At 66.7% G+C, this 19,493-nt stretch carries 16 protein-coding genes and 3 tRNA genes; 9 read left to right on the top strand and 10 right to left on the bottom strand.

Annotated features, from left to right (window positions below):
• Positions 1-65 precede the first annotated feature (65 nt).
• The 4 genes from H3H36_RS12355 to H3H36_RS12370 are packed head-to-tail and all read right to left on the bottom strand — an operon-like array spanning position 66 to position 4,687.
• Positions 66-1,217: an HlyD family secretion protein gene (locus tag H3H36_RS12355; protein ID WP_182217925.1), complete on the bottom strand. Its 1,152-nt coding sequence runs from the start codon at positions 1,215-1,217 to the stop codon at positions 66-68.
• A 25-nt stretch (positions 1,218-1,242) separates the two neighbouring features.
• Positions 1,243-2,682, bottom strand: a complete 1,440-nt coding sequence (locus tag H3H36_RS12360; RefSeq protein WP_182217927.1) for an efflux transporter outer membrane subunit — start codon at positions 2,680-2,682, stop codon at positions 1,243-1,245.
• Positions 2,679-4,202: an MDR family MFS transporter gene (locus H3H36_RS12365; RefSeq protein WP_182218094.1), complete on the bottom strand. Its 1,524-nt coding sequence runs from the start codon at positions 4,200-4,202 to the stop codon at positions 2,679-2,681. Before H3H36_RS12365 ends, H3H36_RS12360 begins: the two co-directional genes overlap by 4 nt.
• A 50-nt stretch (positions 4,203-4,252) precedes the next feature.
• The gene (locus H3H36_RS12370; RefSeq protein ID WP_182217929.1) at positions 4,253-4,687 is read right to left on the bottom strand and encodes a MarR family winged helix-turn-helix transcriptional regulator; all 435 of its coding nucleotides are present in this window, start codon (positions 4,685-4,687) and stop codon (positions 4,253-4,255) included.
• 158 nt (positions 4,688-4,845) lie between these two features.
• Between H3H36_RS12370 and H3H36_RS12375 the strand changes: the two genes are divergently transcribed.
• On the top strand, positions 4,846-5,619 hold the full coding sequence (locus tag H3H36_RS12375; protein WP_229219878.1) for a transporter: 774 nt from the start codon (positions 4,846-4,848) through the stop codon (positions 5,617-5,619).
• A 106-nt stretch (positions 5,620-5,725) separates the two neighbouring features.
• The gene (locus tag H3H36_RS12380) at positions 5,726-6,193 is read left to right on the top strand and encodes a hypothetical protein (RefSeq protein ID WP_182217932.1); all 468 of its coding nucleotides are present in this window, start codon (positions 5,726-5,728) and stop codon (positions 6,191-6,193) included.
• Between the two features lie 84 nt (positions 6,194-6,277).
• On the opposite strand, the gene H3H36_RS12385 is transcribed toward H3H36_RS12380, so the two are convergent.
• Both H3H36_RS12385 and H3H36_RS12390 read right to left on the bottom strand, forming a co-directional pair.
• Entirely contained in the window at positions 6,278-6,994 is a 717-nt protein-coding gene (locus H3H36_RS12385) for a sensor histidine kinase (protein ID WP_182217934.1), read from the bottom strand.
• A gap of 110 nt (positions 6,995-7,104) precedes the next feature.
• Positions 7,105-8,793, bottom strand: coding sequence for a response regulator (locus H3H36_RS12390; protein ID WP_220459722.1), 1,689 nt, complete (start codon positions 8,791-8,793; stop codon positions 7,105-7,107).
• A 195-nt stretch (positions 8,794-8,988) separates the two neighbouring features.
• Between H3H36_RS12390 and H3H36_RS12395 the strand changes: the two genes are divergently transcribed.
• Positions 8,989-9,441, top strand: a complete 453-nt coding sequence (locus H3H36_RS12395) for a hypothetical protein (protein WP_182217936.1) — start codon at positions 8,989-8,991, stop codon at positions 9,439-9,441.
• A gap of 138 nt (positions 9,442-9,579) precedes the next feature.
• On the opposite strand, the gene H3H36_RS12400 is transcribed toward H3H36_RS12395, so the two are convergent.
• The 3 genes from H3H36_RS12400 to H3H36_RS12410 form a co-directional block, all read right to left on the bottom strand.
• The gene (locus tag H3H36_RS12400; protein WP_182217946.1) at positions 9,580-10,563 is read right to left on the bottom strand and encodes a diguanylate cyclase domain-containing protein; all 984 of its coding nucleotides are present in this window, start codon (positions 10,561-10,563) and stop codon (positions 9,580-9,582) included.
• A gap of 318 nt (positions 10,564-10,881) precedes the next feature.
• Entirely contained in the window at positions 10,882-12,738 is a 1,857-nt protein-coding gene (locus H3H36_RS12405) for a PAS domain-containing sensor histidine kinase (RefSeq protein WP_229219879.1), read from the bottom strand.
• 141 nt (positions 12,739-12,879) lie between these two features.
• Positions 12,880-13,710 (bottom strand): response regulator, encoded by an 831-nt coding sequence (locus tag H3H36_RS12410; protein ID WP_182217948.1) that lies wholly within the window; start codon positions 13,708-13,710, stop codon positions 12,880-12,882.
• A 131-nt stretch (positions 13,711-13,841) separates the two neighbouring features.
• On the opposite strand from H3H36_RS12410, the gene H3H36_RS12415 reads away from it, so the two are divergent.
• From H3H36_RS12415 to H3H36_RS12430, 4 genes are all read left to right on the top strand, one after another.
• Entirely contained in the window at positions 13,842-14,021 is a 180-nt protein-coding gene (locus H3H36_RS12415) for a hypothetical protein (RefSeq protein WP_182217950.1), read from the top strand.
• A gap of 130 nt (positions 14,022-14,151) precedes the next feature.
• Positions 14,152-14,228 (top strand) — tRNA-Arg (locus H3H36_RS12420).
• A gap of 164 nt (positions 14,229-14,392) precedes the next feature.
• Positions 14,393-14,469 (top strand) — tRNA-Arg (locus H3H36_RS12425).
• 128 nt (positions 14,470-14,597) lie between these two features.
• Positions 14,598-14,674 (top strand) — tRNA-Arg (locus H3H36_RS12430).
• Between the two features lie 70 nt (positions 14,675-14,744).
• Here the strand turns inward: H3H36_RS12430 and H3H36_RS12435 are convergent.
• A complete protein-coding gene (locus tag H3H36_RS12435; protein WP_182217952.1) occupies positions 14,745-17,564 on the bottom strand; it encodes a sensor domain-containing protein in 2,820 nt (939 codons plus the stop codon).
• 345 nt (positions 17,565-17,909) lie between these two features.
• Here H3H36_RS12435 and H3H36_RS12440 point away from each other — a divergent pair, with 345 nt between their 5' ends.
• Together H3H36_RS12440 and H3H36_RS12445 are read left to right on the top strand one after the other, a co-directional pair.
• Positions 17,910-19,055, top strand: coding sequence for an alpha-hydroxy acid oxidase (locus H3H36_RS12440; protein ID WP_182218103.1), 1,146 nt, complete (start codon positions 17,910-17,912; stop codon positions 19,053-19,055).
• A 32-nt stretch (positions 19,056-19,087) separates the two neighbouring features.
• Entirely contained in the window at positions 19,088-19,486 is a 399-nt protein-coding gene (locus tag H3H36_RS12445; RefSeq protein WP_182217954.1) for a hypothetical protein, read from the top strand.
• Positions 19,487-19,493: the final 7 nt, after the last annotated feature.

A 19,493-nucleotide genomic window follows, 5' to 3' on the forward strand; every position in this document is an offset into this window, starting at 1 on the left:
CACGGGAAAATGGTGTTACGTCCCCGATTTTGCTGGGTGGAAAAACCGGGGTGCGTCCCCGATTTTTACTTGAGGTTGCGGGCGATGATGGCGTCGGCGGCGCTGGCCGCTTGCGCCAGCGGTTGCGCCAGCGCGCGCGTGGCGTACACGGGGCCGGCGGCCGTGGCGGTGCCCAGCATGGGGCCGCTCGTGTCGCTGATGTCGACCACCACCGTCGTCGATAAACCGACCCGCAGCGGGTGGCTGGCCAGCTCTTTCGGGTCGAGCGCGATCCGCACCGGCACCCGCTGCACCACCTTGATCCAGTTGCCGCTGGCGTTTTGCGCCGGCAGCAGCGAGAACGCGCTGCCGGTGCCGGCCGACAGGCCCAGCACCTTGCCGTGGTAGGTCACTTTGCTGCCGTACAGGTCGGCCGTGACCGTGGCCGGCTGGCCGATGCGGATGCCGCGCAGTTCCGATTCCTTGTAGTTGGCGTCCACCCACAACTGGTCCAGCGGGACGATGGACAGCAGCGGCGTGCCGGCCGCCACGTGCGCGCCCACCTGCACGCTGCGCTTGGCCACGTAGCCCGTCACGGGCGCGAGGATGGCGTTGCGGCGGGCGGCCAGCCACGCTTGCGCGTAGTCGGCCTTGGCCGCCAGCACGGCCGGGTGCTGGGCCAGCGCCACGCCGGCCACACCCGCTTGCGCCGCTTCGGCCTGGCGCTCGGCCACGGCCAGCGCCGCGCGCGCGTTGGCGACGGCCTGGCCGGCGTGTTCCACTTCCTCGCCCGACACCGTGTGGTCGGCCGCCAGCGGCTTGCGGCGCGCCAGGTCCGCTTCCGCCTCGCGCAGCAGCAGGCGGCGCTGGGCGATGGTGGCGTCGTACTGGGCGACGTCGGCGTAGCGCTGGCGTTGCTGGCGCACGGTGGCGCCCAGCCGGGCTTCGGCCTGGCTCAGGGCGACGTCGGCGTCGGCCGCGTCCAGCTGGACGATCGGGCTGCCCGCCTGCACCAGCTGGGTGTCGTCGGCCCGGATGTCCTGCACGTTGCCGGCCACTTGCGAGGACAGCGTGACGAGGTTGCCGCCCACGTAGGCGTTGTCCGTTTCCTGTTCCTTCGATCCGATCAGCGTGTAGTAGGCCGCGTAGGCCGCGCCGCCCAGCAGGAACAGGGCGGTGATGGCCAGCAGGACGCGCTTGCGCTGGCGCTCGTTGTTGTTGGTGTTGTCGGTGCTCATGGGGATTCCTGTTATGCGGTGCGGGTCAATTGGTGGCGGCTTCGTTGCGGTAGCCGCCGCCCAGCGCCTGGGTGAGGGCCACTTCGGCCTGCACCTGGGCGTGCGTCAGGGCCAGCGCGCTGTCCTGCTGGCGCAGCAGGGTCAGTTGCGCGGCCAGTTCGCTGCGGTGGTCGGCCAGGCCGTGCGCGGCGCGGGCTTGCACGCTGCGCAGCTGGGCGCTGGCTGCCGCCGTCGCGTCGGCCTGGCGGGCCAGTTGCTGTTCCAAGCCTTGCAGCGCGAGGCTGTCCTGCGCCACCTCGCGCACGGCTTGCACCACGGCCTGGTTGTAGGCAGCGACCTTTTCATCGCGCGCGCTGCGCGCGCTGGCCAGCTGGGCGTTCAGGCGCTTGCTGTCGAACAGGGGCAGGTTCAATGTGGGCGCCAGGTACAGCGTGCGGCTGGCGCCTTGCAGCAGATGCTGGTACGAGATCGAGTCCAGGCCGATGGCGGCGCTCAGGTTGATGTCGGGGTAAAACGCGGCCTGCACGGCTTCCGTCTGGCTCAGCGCCGCCTGCACCTGCCAGCGGGCCGCCTGCAGGTCGGGACGGCGCGCCAGCAGTTCCATGCCCAAGTGCGCGGGCAGGGCGTGCGGCGTGGTGGCCAGTGCGTGGGGTTTGAGGTTTTCCAGCGCGCTGGCGTCCGCGCCCAGCAGGGCGCGCAAGGCTTCGCGGGCGGCGCCGGCGTCCGCTTGCAACCGGGCGCGCTGCTTGCGCAGTTGTGCGAGGTCCGCTTCGGCGGCGTGCGCGCTGTCGCTGCTGGCCAGGCCATGGGCCATGCGGTTGGCCTGGTCCTGTACCAATTGCGCCTGGATGGCGATCTGGCGCTCGGTGTTGTCCAGCCGCGCCCATGTGCCTTGCAAGCGGAAGTAGGCTTGCGCGGTGGCGGCGGCCAGCACCTGTTCGGCTTGGGCGTAGCTGGCGCGCTGCGCGTTCAGCTCACCGACGGCGGCGGCGATCTGGGCGCGGTTCTTGCCCCACCAGTCGAAGTGGTAGCGTGCTTCCAGCCGCACGTTCTCCTCGGTGAAGTAGTTGCCGCCGATGGGCGCGGGGAACAGGCCGGTGCCGGAATAGCGCTGGCGGTTGATGTCGGCGTGGCCGTCCAGCTCCACGCCCAGCGTGGCGCTGCTGCTGTCCAGGGCGGCGTGCGCGCTGCCGATGTGGGCGGCCGCCACCTCCAGGCTGGGGGCGGAGGCCAGCGCCTGCGCCATCAGCGCGTCGAGCTGGCGGTCGCCGTAGCCGGTCCACCAGCGGGCGGCCGGCCAGCCATCGTGGGCCAGGCGGATGTCGGCGGCCAGGCTGGCGCCGGCCACGTCGCGCTGGGGCAGCGGGGCGCTGTCGTGCGGGATGTGGGCGCAGCCGGCCAGGGCCAGCGCCAGCAGCATGCGCAGCGGCGCTAGTGCGATTTGAGAGCGGTGGAGTGTCGTCATTGGTCTTGTTTAGAATCCGTGGCGGCGTGGGCGGAGGTGGGCGCTGGCGCCGGCGCGGCCGGCCTGGCTGGCGGGCGTATCAGCAACAGCAGGGGAATCACCAACAGCGTGAGCACCATCATCAGCCAGAAGTCGTCCACGTAGGCGATCATCGAGGCCTGGCGCGTGATTTCGTTATTGAGCGCGGTGGCCGCTTCGGGCGTGGCCAGGTTGTAGACGGGGCTGTCGAGCAGGGCGGGATTGCCATAGGTGACCTTCTCGGCCAGCGCGGCGTGCATGGTTTGCGTATTGCGCACCAACAGGGTTTGCACCAGCGCGATGCCGATGCTGCTGCCGATGTTGCGCACCAGGCTGTAGATGGCCGTGCCTTCGGCCCGCATTTCCGGCGACAGCGTGGCGAAGGTGGCGGTGCTGAGCGGTACGAACACCAGGCCCAGTCCCAGGCCTTGCACCACGCCGGGCCACACGATGTCGCCGCGCGACAGCACCAGCGTGTAGCCGCTCATCGACCACAGCGACAGGGCCGTGATGGCGAAGCCGGTGCCCAGCAGCAGGCGCAGGTCGAACCGGCCCACCAGCCGGCCCACCACCAGCATGGCGAACATGGTGCCCAGGCCACTGGGCGCCGTCACCAGGCCGGCCAGGGCGGCCGGGTAGCCCATCAGCCCTTGCAGCATGGTGGGCGTGAGCGCGCGCGTGGCGTACAGCACCAGGCCGACGATGAAGATGAACAGCAGGCCGCTGGCGTAGTTGGCGTTCTTGAGCAGGCGGTAGTTGAAGAACGATTTGCCGGCCGGGCGCAGCGCCGTGTGGGCGACGAAGTACGCGAAGCTGAGCGTCATGACGATCGCTTCCACCCACGTTTCGGTAGCGGCGAACCAGTCGTTCTGTTCGCCCCGGTCCAGCAGCATCTGCAGCGCGCCGATGGCCAGGCTGAGGGTGGCGAAGCCGAAGCCGTCGAAGGCCATCCGGCGCGCGGCCGGGCTGGGGCGGATGTATTTCCAGATGCCGTAGAAGGCCAGCGCGCCCACCGGCACGTTGATGAAGAACACCCAGCGCCAGTTGTAGCTGTCGGTCAGCCAGCCGCCCAGCGTGGGGCCGAGGATGGGGCCGATCATCACGCCCATGCCCCACACGGCCATGGCCGAGCCGTGCTTCTCGCGCGGGTTGATGTCGAGCAGCACGGCTTGCGACAGCGGCACCAGCGCCGCCCCGAACACGCCTTGCAGCAGGCGCGCCGCGACGATCTGGCCCAGCGAGGCGGACAGCCCGCACAGCACGGAGGCGGCCGTGAATCCGGCCACGGCCGACAGGAAGATGTTCTTTTGCCCGTAGCGGTCGCACAGCCAGCCGGTGAGCGGCGTGGCGATGGCGGCGGCCACGATGAACGAGGTCAGCACCCACGTGATCTGGTCCTGCGAGGCCGACAGGCTGCCCTGCATGTGGGGCAGCGCGACGTTGGCGATGGTGCCGTCGAGCGCCTGGATGATGGTGGCCAGCATGATCGACAGCGTGATCATGGGCCGGTTCAGGCCATCGTCGGCGCCGGCGGCTGCCGTGCCGGTTGCGCTCACAGCTGCGCCTCGATGCCGGCCTGCAGCGTTTCCAGCACTTCCGTCGCCAGTCGCAGCGCTTGCGGGTCGATGTGGCGCAACAGGTCGGCGCGCAGCACGTCCGATTCGGCCTTGAGGGTGCGGTAGATTTCCTGGCCGGCGTCCGTCAGGCTCACCAGCTTGACGCGGCGGTCGGTGGGCGAGGGCGTGCGCAACACGTAACCGGCCTTCACGAGGCGGTCGATGGTGGCCACCATGGTCGGATCTTCCACCCCGACCAGCGCGGCCATCCGCGTCTGCGACAGCGGTGTGGCGGCCTTGGCCACGATGGCGATGGCCATCCAGCTGGCCTGGCTGATGCCCAGGTGCTTCAGGCGGCGGTCCACGGCCAGGCGCCAGCCGCGCGCGGACGTGTGCAGGGCGGCCGAGAAGCGGTCTTCGATAGAGGACAAAAGGTTTGCTCGCAAATGGTTAGAGATCAAACGATTAGCATAGCAGTGTTTTTTCTGTCCAGCAAGTTTGCATCGGTGCTTGGGCCACCCCGCGATCAGTGTTAGGCTGCTGGCTGAGAAGCAACTAATCAGTGGTGAACTATGCAAAGGAGACCAGCATGATCCAACGTCAAGCCGCAAGCCTGCTGGCCCTGGCCGCGCTGGCCGCGGTGGCCGCGCCTGGCCGCGCCGATGACATGCAGCCGGTCACGCCGTACCGGCCGTCCGTGTCCAGCCCGGCCCAGCTGCCGTATCCGGGCCAGCTGGAACTGGAAGTGGGCGGCCTGGCCACCAGGGCCGATGGCGGGCACCGCAACAGCTTGCCTTACGCGCTCAAGCTGGGCTTCAGCGACAGCTGGGGCGTGGTGGTGGGCGGCGAGGCGTGGGTGTCGGCCCCCGATGATCACGGCGGACGCGCGCACGGCGTGGGCGACACCACCTTCGTGCTCAAGCGCGCCTTCCTGGTCGACAGCGCCACCGCCTTCGGCCTGGAGCTGGGCGCCAAGGCCCCCACGGCCAGGGACAGCATCGGCAGCGGCCGGGCCGACTACAGCGTCAACGGCATCTACAGCCACGATTTCGACCTGGTGCACATGGACGCCAACGTGAACCTGACCCGGCTCGGCGTGTGGGACGACGGCAGCAGCCGCACCCAGACCGGCCTGTCGGCCTCGTTCTCGGTGCCGGTGTCCGAGCGCTGGGGCGTGACGGGCGAGCTGTCGGGCACGCGCCGTGGCGGCGTTGACCGCACGGCGCAGGCGCTGGTGGCGGCGGCCTACAGTCCCAGCAAATACATGACGCTGGACGTTGGCCTGGCCAAGGGCTTGAACCGGGCCTCGGCTGACTGGTCACTATTCGGCGGCGTGGTGTTGCCGCTGGCGCGATTGTGGTGATATGTTCGTTCGCGTACGGTGCGGCGCTTGTCCGACGGTTAAAATGTGATTCTCGCCGGCATCGCGCGATTTTTAATTATTTTTATAACAACGGGAAACAACCTCAATGAAACCTCTGATTCTTGCCGCCAGTCTGCTGGCCCTGTGCTCCACCGCAATGGCGACCGACGTGGGTGTGTCCATCAGCATCGGCGAGCCTGGTTTTTACGGCCGCATCGACCTCGGTAATTATCCGCAGCCGCAAGTGCTGTACCGCGAACCTGTGATCGTCCAGCGCCCCACGCGCTACGTGGAGACGGCGCCGATCTACCTGCGCGTGCCGCCTGGCCACGCCAAGCACTGGGACAAGCACTGCCAGGAATACCATGCCTGCGGCCAGCGCGTGCTGTTCGTGGACGATAACTGGTACCAGAACGAATACGCGCCCCGTTACCGCGCCGAGCACGGCGACCGTGGCCGTGACTATCGCGATGACCGCCGTGACGACCGCCGTGATGATGACCATGGCCCCGGCCGTGGCAAGGGGCATGGCAACGGCAACGGCCGCGGCCACGGCCACGGCCGCGACGACTGATCCTGCCCCGGCACGGGGCGGCCGCTGCCGCCCCGGCGCGGGCTGACCAGCGCCCAGGGTGGACAGAGCGCGGCCGGCCGCTGGTCAAGCTGCACTGAAGGGCTTGGGCAGCACCACTGTCAGTTGCACGCCACGGGGGCCGTTGGCGGCTACGGTCAAGTGGCCGCCCAGGTGGGCCGCCCGTTCGCGCGCCATGCGCAGGCCATACTTGCCGTGGACCGGCAAGGCGCCGCCAGGCGGCAGGCCCACGCCGTTATCGCGCACCGTGAGCACCAGCTGTTCGTCGTTGTCGTCCACGATCACGTCCACGGCCGTGGCGTCCGCATGGGCGGCCACGTTATCGAGCGCTTCCTCCAGCGCGCGCAGCAGCACCACGCTGTGGCTGCGGGGGCATTCCAGTTCCTCGTCGGGCAGGCTGCAATGGACCTGTAGTTGATGGCTGGCGCTAAACTGGGCCACCTGCTCGGCCAGCGCCACGCGCACGCCGAGAAACTCCAGCTTGTCGTTCCATAGCCGGTGCTGCATGTCGCGGTTGGTTTCCACGATCTGGTGCAGCAACTGTTTCATGTGGGCGGCCCGCTCCTGCAGGGCCGGTTCCTGTGGCATCTTCTGCATCAGCAGGCCCAGGTGCATGGTGAGGGCCGTCAGCGACGAGCCCAGGCTGTCGTGCAACTGGCGCGACAGCGAGCGCCGTTCGTCGTCCCAGCAAGTGTGTACATGGCCGAGCAGTTCGCTCAATTCCGCAGTGCGTTGCGCCTCTGGCGCGGCCGGATCGGTAGGAGGGGGGGCCTGAACGGGCATGGCATACTCGGTTGGTGGTGGAACAACATTTGAGGCGATCATACCTGAGGATGGGAAACTTTGGCGCACTGCGGGCGCGACAGTGGCAACGGCGCCGTCAGTCCACGCTGTCAGTCCACCGCCTGGCCCATGCAATGGCCTATTACTTGCAGCAAGTGCTCGACGTCGACCGGCTTGACCAGGTGGCGGTCGAAGCCGGCGTCGAGCACGCGCTGGCGGTCCTCGGCCTGGCCGTAGCCGGTCAGCGCCACCAGCTTGATGTCGCGCGTGGCCGGGTCGGCCCGCAAGCGGCGCGCCACCTCGTAGCCGTCCATGGCCGGCAGGCCGATGTCGATCAGGGCCAGGCCCGGCTGGCAGCGGGCCGCCAGTTGCAAGCCCAGGCCGCCCTCGGCCGCCTGCTGCACCGCGTAGCCATAGCAGCTGAGCATCATGGCCATCATTTCGCGGCCATCGTCATTGTCTTCGATCAGCAGCACCATGGGCTTGCCGGCCGGCGCCAGGGCTTCCGGGGCCGGTGCGGCCGGTTCGCCGTGCGCCACGCGGGGCAGGCGCAAGGTGAAGGTGCTGCCGGCGCCGTCGCCGTCGCTGTCGGCCTGCACGTGGCCGCCGTGCAATTCGGCCAGCCGGCGCACCAGCGACAGGCCGATGCCCAGCCCGCCCTGGGCGCGGTCCAGCGTGCTTGCCCCTTGCACGAACACGTCGAACACCTGGGGCAGCAGCTCGGGCGCGATGCCCACGCCGGAGTCATACACGGTCAGCACCGCGTCCCCGCCCTCGCTGCCGGTGCGCACCGCGATGCGGCCGCCGGGCGGGGTGTACTTGAGGGCGTTGTCGAGCAGGTTGCTGACGATCTGTTCGAGCCGGGTGGCGTCGCCGTCGACCCAGGCCGGTTCCAGTTGCTGGTGCAGCGTGTAGCCGGCGGCGCGGCCGGTGGCGCGGCACGTTTCCAGGCAGGCCGCCACCAGCGCCGCCAGGTCCAGCGGCGCGCGGTTGAGCAGGATCTTGCCCGACATGGCGCGCGACAGGTCCAGCAAATCATCGACGATGCGCCCCAGGTGCTGGCTCTGGCGCTGGATGATCTGGCGCGCGCGGGCCGCCCCCTCGGGCGACACGCCGGGCAGGCCGATCAGCGTGGCGGCGCTGCTGATGGCGCTCAGCGGGTTGCGCAGTTCGTGGCCCAGCATGGCCAGGAATTCATCCTTGGCGTGGTTCTGCCGTTCGGCCGTCTTGCGCTCCTCGATCTCGCGCGTGAGCCGCTTGTTGGTGCCGGTCAGGGCCGTCGTACGCAGGCTCAGTTGGCGGGCCTGCAGCCGCAATGCCTCGTTCTTCATGGCCAGCGCGACGAACACGGCTATCTTGGCGTGCAACACTTGCGGGATCACGGGCGTAAACAGGAAGTCGACGGCGCCGCGCTGGTAAGCCTTGAGCCGGTCCAGTTCGTCGGCCAGGTAGGCCGTGATGAAGATGATGGGAATGTTGGCCGAGCGGGCCCGCTGGTGGATCGCCTCGGCCGTCTCGAAGCCGTCCATGCCGGGCATATTGACGTCGAGCAAAATCACGGCGAAATCATGCCTGAGCACCTGGCGCAGGGCGTCCTGGCCGCAACTGGCCGGCAGCACTTCATAGCCTTCCTGGTCGGCCCACTGGGCCAGCAAGCTCGTCAGCGCGAACAGGCTGGCGGCGTCGTCGTTGACGACCAGGATCTTCGGTTTCTGCAGTGTGGGCACGGGGTCAGGCCTGTCGGTCAGTGCGCTGCGCTGGGCGGCGGGCAGGGCAGCCGTGGTGGGGAGGGCTGTCATGAGGCCGCCAGAAAAGTGCTGATCGATCATAGCAATAGCATTTACGAATGTCAAAACCGTAGCCCTATCGTACCCGCGTCAGGTCCAAGGGCACCGTTCGCTGCCGCACAGACGGCGGAACGCGCGGCCACCATAGTGGCGAGGTAGCCAGGCTGGCGCAGCACCGCCCCAGCCCAATCGTGGAGGAATGGCATCATGAACCTGAAGACCTTGATCAACGATGACTATGCGGACCTGGGCATGCGGGCGCTGGCCGAGGCGCCCGTCACGGCCTTGCGCAGCATGAGCGCGCAGGGCGCCGCGGCGCTGGCCCAGGTGTTTGGCGTGCACAGCGTGCGCGACCTGGCACGGCTCGATTGCGTCAAATGGGCCACCGTCATCACGGCGCTGGCCGACGAGGAACCACCCACGCCGGTGGAGCAGGCCAGGGAGACGCTGCTTGACGAGGCGGTGGAAATGACGTTTCCGGCCAGCGACCCGTTATCGGTCGATGCCAGCGTGACCCGCATCGAAGTGGCGCCGGAAGTGGTGGACGGACATGGCGATCACCAGCACGCGGCGCAAGTGGAGGAAAGCACGGCCCATGGCTTGCAGCATGGCATGCCCAAAGGCGGGCGCACGGCGGCCACGCCGGCCCGCCGCCATTAGCGGGGCAGTTTGCGGTCCGGTACGCGGTCCGGCTTGCGGACCAGCGGGGCCGCGGCCTGCGGGGGCACAGGCGGGTCCGGCGAACATGGCGACCGGGCGGCCGGGTTGGAACGCCGGGGCGCCGCCAGGGTGCCCCGCTCAGGCCGGGGTGGACAGCATGCTGTGGTGGGCCGGCGCGCTGGGCAGCGGGGCCGCCAGCGACGCCGCGCAGCAGCGGTTCTTGCCCGAGCGCTTGGCTTGGTACAGGGCCATGTCGGCCACCCCGATCAGGGCGTCCACGTTGTCCGCGTCGTCCGGGAACAGGCTGATGCCGATGCTGGTGGATAGCTTGAGCGTGAGGCCGTTGATCTGGTATGGCTCCGACACGGCCTCGATCAGCTTGGCGGCCGGTTCCTGGGCGTCGCGCAAGGTGGTCACATCGCCCAGCACGATGACGAATTCGTCGCCGCCCACGCGGGCCACGGTGTCCTCCTTGCGCGAGCAGCCCGTCAGGCGTTGCGCCACCATCTTGAGCACTTCATCGCCGCAGGCGTGGCCGTAGGTGTCATTGATGCCCTTGAAACCGTCCAGGTCCAGGTACATGACGGCCGCCTTGGTGTGCTGGCGCACGGCGTGCTGCAGCACGGTGGCGATGCGGTCCTCCAGCAGGCGCCGGTTGGGCAGGCCCGTGAGCGGATCGTGCAGCGCCAGTTCCTGTTGCTGCTTGCTGTATTGGGCCAGTTCCTTGTACAGCAGGCGCACTTCCAGCATGTTGTGGATGCGCTTGTGCACTTCGAGTAGGTCGAACGGCTTGCTGATGAAGTCGCGCGCGCCCGCTTCGAGCGCGGCGATCTTGAAACTGGGCTGGGCCGTCAGGGCCAGCACGGGCAGGTAGCCGCCCTGCTCGATTTCCTTCAAGCCCTTCATGACCTGGAAACCGTTCAGGCCCGGCATTTGCAGGTCGAGCAGGATCAGGTCGTAGCAATGCTGGCGGTGCAGCGGGCAGACCTGTTCTGGCAACATGGTCGATTTCACGTCCGTGTAGCCGGCGTCGCGCAGGATTTCCAGCATCAGGTCGATATTGTCGGCGCAGTCATCCACCACCAGTATCTTGGCGTTCAGGATTTCATCTCGACTCGGCATAGTGTTCTCAGTCATTGCACACGCCACGGCACCCCGCCAGTGGCGTAATAAATCGATAATAGCGCGCCCTGCCGGGACATGGCGCACGCGAGAGCAATTATTTCCACATGGAAATTATTGTACCGCGTTTTGATCCTTTTTGAAGTGTAGCAAACGCACAGAAAGTTGCTGTAGGACAGTGCCGCATGCGCGGGTAGGAATTGACTGTTGCTATTTGGCAATCTGATCCGGCGCAGCGAAACCGTATCCGGTTCCGTTGATCGTCAGGTATTGTTTAATTATAAACCAAACCGGCAACGGACTGTCCCGGCCGGCCCTTCAACGGGCCTCCGGCCCGCTGCCGTGGGCCAGCGGCAGGCGCACCGTGAAGCAGGCGCCGCGGCCTTCGCCTTCGCTGGCGGCGCCGACGGTGCCGCCGTGCTGTTCCACCAGGTGCTTGACGATGGCCAGGCCCAGGCCCAGCCCGCCGTGGCGGCGCGTGGTGGATGCGTCGCCCTGGCGGAAGCGCTCGAACACGTGGGCCAGGAATTCGGCCCGGATGCCCATGCCGTCGTCGCTGACGGCGATCTCGAGCTGGCCGTCCGCCTGGCCCACGCGCACGGTGACGGTGCCGTCGCGCTCGGTGAACTTGAGGGCATTGCTGAGCAGGTTCCAGATGATCTGCTGCAGCCGGCTGGGGTCGGCCGCCACCAGCCCGGCGTGCCGGTCGAACTGGCGCTCGATGCGGATCTGGCGCGCGTCGGCGGCCGGTTGCACGGCGTCGATGGCGGCCTCGGCGATCGTGTGCGCCGCCAGCACCTGCACCTCCAGCCGCACCTTGCCGGAGGTGATGCGGCTCATGTCGAGCAAGTCCTCGATCAGCTGGGCCTGGGCGCGGGCGTTGCGCTCGATGGTGTGCAGGCCGCGCTGCACGTCGGCCACGTCGCGGTTGCCGCGGCGCAGCACCTGGGCCCAGCCGAGGATGGCCGTGAGCGGGGTGCGCAGTTCGTGCGACAGGGTGGCCAGGAATTCATCCTTGAGGCGGCTGGTGCGCTCGGCTTCGGCGCGCGCGCAGCGTTCGCTGTCGAGCAGCACCTTGCGTTCCTCGGCCGCGTGCTGGGCCGCCGCGTACAGGCGCGCGTTGTCGATCGCCACGGCGGCCTGGGCCGCGATGCCGCCGATGATGCGCTCGGTGCGCTCGCTGAACATGTCCGGCTCCGGGTGGCCGAAATACAGGCTGCCCACCACTTCGCCCGAGCGCGACACGACGGGCACGGCCAGGTAGCTGCGGATGACGGGCAGGGCGGCCGCCTGTTCGCGCATGGCCTGGGCATGGCGCGGGTCGCGCAGCAAGTCGTTGCTGCGCACCGTGCCTTCGCCGCGCAAGCCGATGCCGAACAGGGCGCTGGCGCGGGGCCGGCCGAAGCTGGGGAATTGCTCGGGCGCGCTGCCGGACAAGGCGTGCAGCATCTGGGGCGCGCCTTGGCCGTCGCCGCTGTGATAGTAGAACGCGCCGAAGCGGGCGCCGCTGATGCGGGTGGCCGCGTCCGTCACCTCTTGCAGCAGCGGCGGCAGGTCGCGGGTCGAAGCGAGCGCGCTGCCTGTGCTGTTGAGCAACTCGAGCACGGCCGTCTCATCGCGCAACGCTTCCTGGGCCCGCTTGACCTGGTCCACGTCGGTGCTGGTGCCGAACCAGCGCAGCGCGTGGCCGCCGCTGTCGCGCACCGGATTGGCGCGCGTGAGGAACCAGCGGTATTGGCCGTCGGCGCCGCGGATCGGCACTTCCATCTCGAATGGCTGGCCGCTGGCCAGCGAGGCATGCCAGCGCGCCATCAACTGCGGCAGGCAGTCCGGCGCGTACACGGTGGGCCAGCCGGCGCCGGCCAGCTGGTCGGGCGCCGTGCCCGTGTAGGCATACCAGCGCTCGTTGCACCAGATCATGTTGCCATCGCGTCCCGCGATCCACGCCAGTTGCGGCATGGCGTTGGCCAGCGCCCGCATTTCCTCCTCGCCCACGCGCAAGCGCTCTCGCAAGGCTTGCTCGTTGCGCAGCAGGGCCATGTTGCGCTCATCGGCCAGGCGCAACGATTCGCGCAGCGTGGCGATTTCAGCGTCGTGTTCGTCACTGGCGGCGGACTGGACAGTTTTTGCCGGGGCGAAACGATAGCTGCCCGTCGGCTCGGTAGAAAAAGTCATGGGTGGGTCGTTGCCCTTGTGAGTCGCTGCAACTGCTGCTTGGCCAACGGGGCAAGACACGCGGTGTGCATATGTCGATGACAATATTGTAGCGGACCGGTGTCCGCCTGGCCTGCACGATAGCGCCACCATGCTGTCAGATTAGGGCGCGGCATCGTGTAGGCGGCGGCTGATGATGGCCAGGGCTTGCTGCAATTGCGCCAGTTCATAGGGCTTTTGCAAGGTGGTGACGGGCCAGGGCAGGTGGCGCGTGAGCGCGTCGCCGTAGCCGGACACGAACAGCAGTTCCAGGCCCGGATGGCGGGCCAGGGCGGCGCGGGCCAGTTCCACGCCCGACATGCCCGGCAGGCTGACGTCGCAAAACAGGATATCGACCGGCCCCTGTTGCAGCGCCGGCAAGGCCGCTTCGCCGCTGGCCACGGCATCGACCTGGTGACCCAGCGCGCGCAGCGTTTCGCAGGCCAGGTAGCGCGCGTCGGCATTGTCCTCCACCACCAGGATGCGCAGTGGCGCGTGGGGCGGCACGCTGGCCGGGGCCGGGGCGGCCGGCGCGAGCGTGCACAGGATGCCGGCCACGGCGCCGTCGGCAGCCCGTACCGGGGTGAAATACAGGTCGCAGGGCAGGCGCAGCGGCGCACCGTTGCGCCACACGGAAAGCGGCTGGGCCCGGTAGCTGGCGCTGTGGCCGGCCCATGCGTGCTCGATGGCCGCGCCGCTCCAGCTCCAGGCCGGCGGCGACACGGGCGGCACCTTGCCGCCCGGCGCCTGCAGGTTGGCCGTGCCGTTCAAGGCGACGTAGGCTTCGTTGTAGACCATGATCTGCTCACGGCTCCACATCAGCAGCATGGGGGCGGGGCAGTTGAGCAGGATATCGATTACTTGACGTAATTCCGGCGGCCAATGGACGGGCTCGCCCAGACGGGTGAGGGACCAGTCCGGGGCGGGGGGCGTGACATGGACGGGCAGCTTCATGCGGGCGGCGCTTGGGTGGCGAGGATGAACCATCCTACACCAATTGGCGGCCTGGACCTATGGACAAAAAAAAGCCCGCTGCGGGAGCGGGCTGAATCTATTTCCTTGGAGGAGATAGAGGAGACAGGTGCATGATGCCGGAATGCGGTTATACAAGCCAATTTAGAGTTGTGATGCACGGCATCACCGGCGTGAATGAGGCTGGCGGGGCGGGCCAACCCGCCCACCGTGAACGACATGGGCAAATGGTGCTGGACAAGGACGCTGAACCTCCCTATAATCTTGCTTCTTTCGGACGGCAAGCCTTCTGAAAGAGGCAATAAACGCGGTTTTTACGTTATTGCGGAGTAGTTGATTCGGTGGTTGTATCGCCAGGCCAACTAAGCGATTGAAAATATCGCACTTTGCAAAATTTAATTAATGCGTTACAATGTTGCTTAAGCGGCTGTAGCTCAGCTGGATAGAGTACTTGGCTACGAACCAAGGGGTCGTGGGTTCGATTCCTGCCAGCCGCACCAGAATATCGGCATCAGATCGTCGGGTCTGATGGTAGTGTTAAGTAGTGCCGGGGTTCGCCCCACAGGGAGCGCGTCACCATCGTATGACGTTGCATGAAGTAACGTGTAGTATTTCTTCAAGGAATACTTCGCGATACGGAAAACCTGTTATAATGTTGTTTTTTGCGGCTGTAGCTCAGCTGGATAGAGTACTTGGCTACGAACCAAGGGGTCGTGGGTTCGATTCCTGCCAGCCGCACCAGAATATCGGGGTCAGATTGCAAAATCTGACCCCTTTTTCTTTTCCGAATCAGCAGCGTCGCCAGGGGAGGGGAAAGTGAAAATCTCCTATTGGCATTCAGAAACACCCCTGCTATAATCTTGCCTCGCGCGGCTGTAGCTCAGCTGGATAGAGTACTTGGCTACGAACCAAGGGGTCGTGGGTTCGATTCCTGCCAGCCGCACCAGAACATCGGTAGTAGAAGGGCCTGAAGATGCAAGTCTTCAGGCCCTTTTGCTATGCGCGCCCGTTGCGTCTCAATGCACCAGCGACAGGCGCGGGCTGTCCGACCCCGCGCCCCGGCCTGGCATGCAAGCGTGTTGCCGTACCAGTTGCGCGAACGCGTCGGCCGGCAGGGGGCGGCTGACGATATAGCCCTGGATCACGTCACAGCCGTTATCGCGCAGGAACGCGAGCTGGGCGTCGTTCTCGACGCCCTCGGCGATCACCCGCAGCTTGAGGTTGTGGGCCAGCGCGATCACGGCGCGGCAGATGGCGATGTCGTCCTCGTCGCAGGGCAGGCCATCGACGAAGGATTTATCGAGTTTCAAGGCGTCAATCGGGAAGCGCTTGAGGTAGCTCAGCGACGAATAACCGGTGCCGAAATCGTCCACGTCGATATGGATCACGCCCTTGGCGCGAATTTGCATCAACATCTCGACGGCGTACGGGGCGTCATGCATCAGCATGCTCTCGGTCACTTCCAGCTCCAGGAAGCGCGGATCGAGCCCGGTGGCATCGAGGATGGTGCCGATGGTGCTCGCCAGGTTGTTGCGCTGCAGCTGGCGGCCGGACAGGTTGACGGCCACGTTCAGGGGCGGCAGGGCGGCGTCCTGCCATTGCCGCAGCTGGGTGCACACGGTTTTCAGCACCCATTCGCCGACCTGTTCGATCTGCCCGGTCTCTTCCAGGATGGGGATGAACTCGACGGGGGAGACCGGCCCCCGTTCCGGATGGTTCCAGCGCAATAACGCTTCGGCCCCGATGATGGCGCCGCTTTCGAGGTCCATCTTGGGCTGGTAATACACGGCGAACTCCTCGCGCTCCTGGGCGCGGCGCAAGCCGCTTTCCGTTTCCAGCCGGCCCACGGCCAGCGTGTTCAGTTCCGGCGTGAAGAAGCGGTAGCCATTGCCGCCTTCCTGCTTGACCCGGTACATGGCCGTGTCGGCGTTCTTGAGCAGTTGTTCGCTGGTGGTGCTGTCGCCCGGATAAATGGTGATGCCGATGCTGGGGGTGACGAAGGTTTCCTGGCCGCCCAGCATGATGGCCGGGCTCAGCGCCTCGACGATCTTGCTGGCGACCATGGCCGCTTCCTCCGGCTTGTTGATGTGTTCCAGGATCACGGTGAATTCGTCGCCGCCCAGCCGGGCCACCGTGTCCTCGGCCCGCACGCAGCGTTGCAGGCGGGTGGCCACTTCGCGCAGCAGGTTGTCGCCGGCGTCGTGGCCCAGCGTGTCGTTGATGGTCTTGAAGCGGTCCAGGTCCAGGAACATGATGGCCACCAGGCTCTTGTGGCGCTCCACCCGCGTCAGCGCCTGGCCCAGCCGGTCGCGGAACAGGTCGCGGTTGGGCAGCAGCGTCAGTGTGTCGTAGTGGGCCAGCACTTGCAGCCGGGCTTCGGCCTGGCGCCGCTCGATGGCGATGCCGGTCAGGTGGGCGGCCACCCAGATCAGTTCGCGGTCGTGGCGCGGCTGGTCGTCCGGCTTGCGATAGTGCGCCACGATCACGCCCAGCAACTGGCGGCTCGACGACAGGATGGAGACGGCGAAACAGGCGCACAGTTGATGGCGCGACAGCAGCTCCCGATAGCGGCGCCAGGCGGGGTGGACCTCGATGCCTTCGATCACGCCACTGAATTCATCGGACAGGCCATGGTCCTGCGCGCCGCCCTGGCTGGCGGCATGGGCGAAGATGTCATTGAGCGCCCCCTGGCCCTGGTGGGCGATGGCGTCCGTCACCGCGCGCGGCAGGCTGGGGCCGGTGGCATACAGCAGGTTGCTGTCCTGCTCGCTCTCGCGAAACAGGATGGCGCAGAACATCTGTCCCGACAGCATTTCCACGTGGCGCCCCAGTTCCCCCAGCGCCGCTTGCAGGGAGTTGCCGCAGACAACCATCTCCAGCACTTGCTTTTCCGCCGCCAGCAGCGACTCGGCCCGTTTGCGCTCGCTGATGTCGCGAAAGCTCGACACACGCCCGGCCACGCTGCCGTCCACGTACTGGGGGCGCGAATTCCACTCGAACAGGCGGCCGTCGCGCAGTTCGAGGATGGCGCCCTGGTCGTCGCCGATGTGCCGCGTCAAATCCTTCTGCAGCGCCAGGAACGCTTGCGGCTCGCGCAATTGATCGGCCAGCAGGACCAGCATGTCGAGCGCGGCCACGCCCGCGATGGCGGACTTGGGCAAGTTCCACAGGTCGAAAAAGCGCTGGTTGGCGACGATGGGACGGCCCTGCACGTCGGTGACGAAGATGCCATCGGCCGTCGATTCCAGGGTGGCCGTGAAGATGGACAGCGACTTGGCCAGCCTTTCCTCGGTCCGCTTGCGCACGGCCACTTCTTGCAAGGCCAGGTGGAAGGCGCGCATGGGCACGCTCTTGAGCGAGGTGAAGGCGAGCAGGCCCAGCAGCAGCCCGGGGGCCAGCATGAACAGGGTCATGGTGGCCAGCGGCAGCAGCGAATGGCGCAGTTCGAGCCGCAGCGGCGCGCCGCCGTCGCCCTCCAGCATGACGGACCTGGTCAGGCGCGGCAGGCCCGGATCGGCTGCATTGGCGGCCAGCAAGCGCTGGTTGGCGTCGAGCAGGCGGATCGCGGTGTCGTCCCCCAGCCAGGACAGTGCCTGGACGACCGCTTGCGGCGAGCGCGCCGGGGCAGATTGCGCTGGCGCCGCGCCGGCGTAGCCGCGCGCGCCGAGCCGCAGCGCCACCTCGAGCGGCGCCACCTCGCCCTGGTAGGCGACCACGAAGAACACCAGCGGCACCAGCAAGGCGACGAGGGCGCCGCCTATCCACGCCAGGCGGATGATGACGCCCGGCAGATCGGGCGAGGATTCCTGCATTGGTGCAGTGGGATCAATAGACATGGTCGATAGGCGAGACAAGAGGATTGACGGAAGATGCGCCTCCTGGCGCGCATCGCGAAACAATCTGTTGTTCCAGCTGCAGCCCAGCGCCGCACGACTTTGCGCGCTGCACTGCCGCATATTTAAGCACATTTTGTTTTGCAAGATGCCGCGGGTGTTGCGATGCAGCATCATCAATTTTTCATATGCAATTTCGTGCGACGCTTGGAGCCGACTATCGGCTGGTTCGCACCTCCCTGTCGCGGGACGGGAGCGGCGTGGCCGGTGCCATGTCAGTCCACATTCTAGTTGGCAGACGCGGCCAAATCGAAGATGATTTGGAGCATCGTTGATATGAAAGCTATTATGGCCATCATCACCTGCATCGAGGATTTGCGCGTGCTGGCGCAAAAGCGCGTGCCGCGCATGTTCTACGACTACGCTGACGCCGGTTCCTGGACGGAATCGACCTACCGGGCCAACAGCAGCGATTTCGCCGCCATCAAATTCCGGCAACGGGTGGCCGTCAACCTGGAAAACCGCACGCTGCAAAGCACAATGGTGGGGCAGCCAGTGGCCATGCCGGTGGCGCTGGCACCCACCGGGCTGACGGGCATGCAGCACGCGGACGGCGAAATCCTCGCTGCCCGCGCGGCCGAGCGCTTCGGTGTGCCGTTCACCTTGTCGACCATGAGCATCTGCTCGATCGAGGATGTCGCCGCCCACACCAGCAAGCCGTTCTGGTTCCAGCTGTATGTGATGAAGGACCGCGATTTCATCAACCGCCTGATCGACCGCGCCAAGGCCGCGCGCTGTTCGGCGCTGGTGCTGACGCTGGACTTGCAGGTGCTGGGGCAGCGCCACAAGGATGTGCGCAACGGCCTGTCGGCGCCGCCCCGGCTGACCCTGGCCAACATCCTCAACCTGGCCACCAAGCCGCGCTGGTGCCTGGGCATGGCGGGCACGCGCCGGCGCAGCTTCGGCAATATCGTCGGGCATGCGTCGTCCGTGTCGGATATGTCCTCGTTGTCGGCCTGGACCAGCCAGCAGTTCGACCTGAGCTTGTCGTGGCAGGATGTGGAATGGATCAAGCAGCGCTGGGGCGGCAAGCTGATCATCAAAGGCATCATGGAAGCGGAAGATGCGCGGCTGGCCGTCGACAGTGGCGCCGATGCCTTAATCGTCTCCAACCATGGCGGACGGCAACTCGATGGGGCGCAATCGTCGATCGGCGCGCTGCCTGGCATCGTGGAGGCGGTCGGTAAGCGGATCGAAGTGCACATGGACGGCGGCATCCGCTCCGGCCAGGACGTAATCAAGGCGCTGGCGCTGGGCGCGCGCGGGGTCTACATCGGCCGGCCGTTCCTGTACGGGCTCGGTGCGATGGGCGAGCCGGGCGTGACCAAGTGCCTGGAGATCATCCGCAATGAACTCGATCTGACGATGGCGTTTTGCGGACTGCGCGATGTGCAGAAGGTGGACAGGAATATTCTGTTGCCGGGGACGTTATGACGACGTGCGCGGCGCGGGAGCATGGACCGACCATGAAAAGTATCGTGCTTGCCGCGGTATTGAGCCTGGTCGTCGCGCCGGCGCAGGCCCAGGCATTAACGACAGCTGCCGCCGACCCATATGCGCTAAGCCAATTTACTGCCTCTGACGGTGCATTCCTCGTTCAATCCAGTCAACGGAACAGCAAGAGCGTATGGGATCCGGCCCCGGATGAAGTCCCAAAACCGGCAACGCGCGTGATGGCCAATCCGCGCGCGCCCGAAACGGCGCTAACCGTTGCACTAGGGCGAGCCTGGAAGCGGGGATTTATAGTTGAGGGCGTGGAAGAGTCAAGGAAGGTGTTATTGGAATGCCAGCGTGAAACGTCGGTTGCATGGACCACGCCGTTTATGCGAAGTGACGCACAGCAAGACCACTGCTACAGGTTTTGATCGTTTC

The sequence above is a fragment of the Rugamonas fusca genome, from assembly GCF_014042365.1.
GTDB lineage: Bacteria > Pseudomonadota > Gammaproteobacteria > Burkholderiales > Burkholderiaceae_D > Rugamonas > Rugamonas fusca.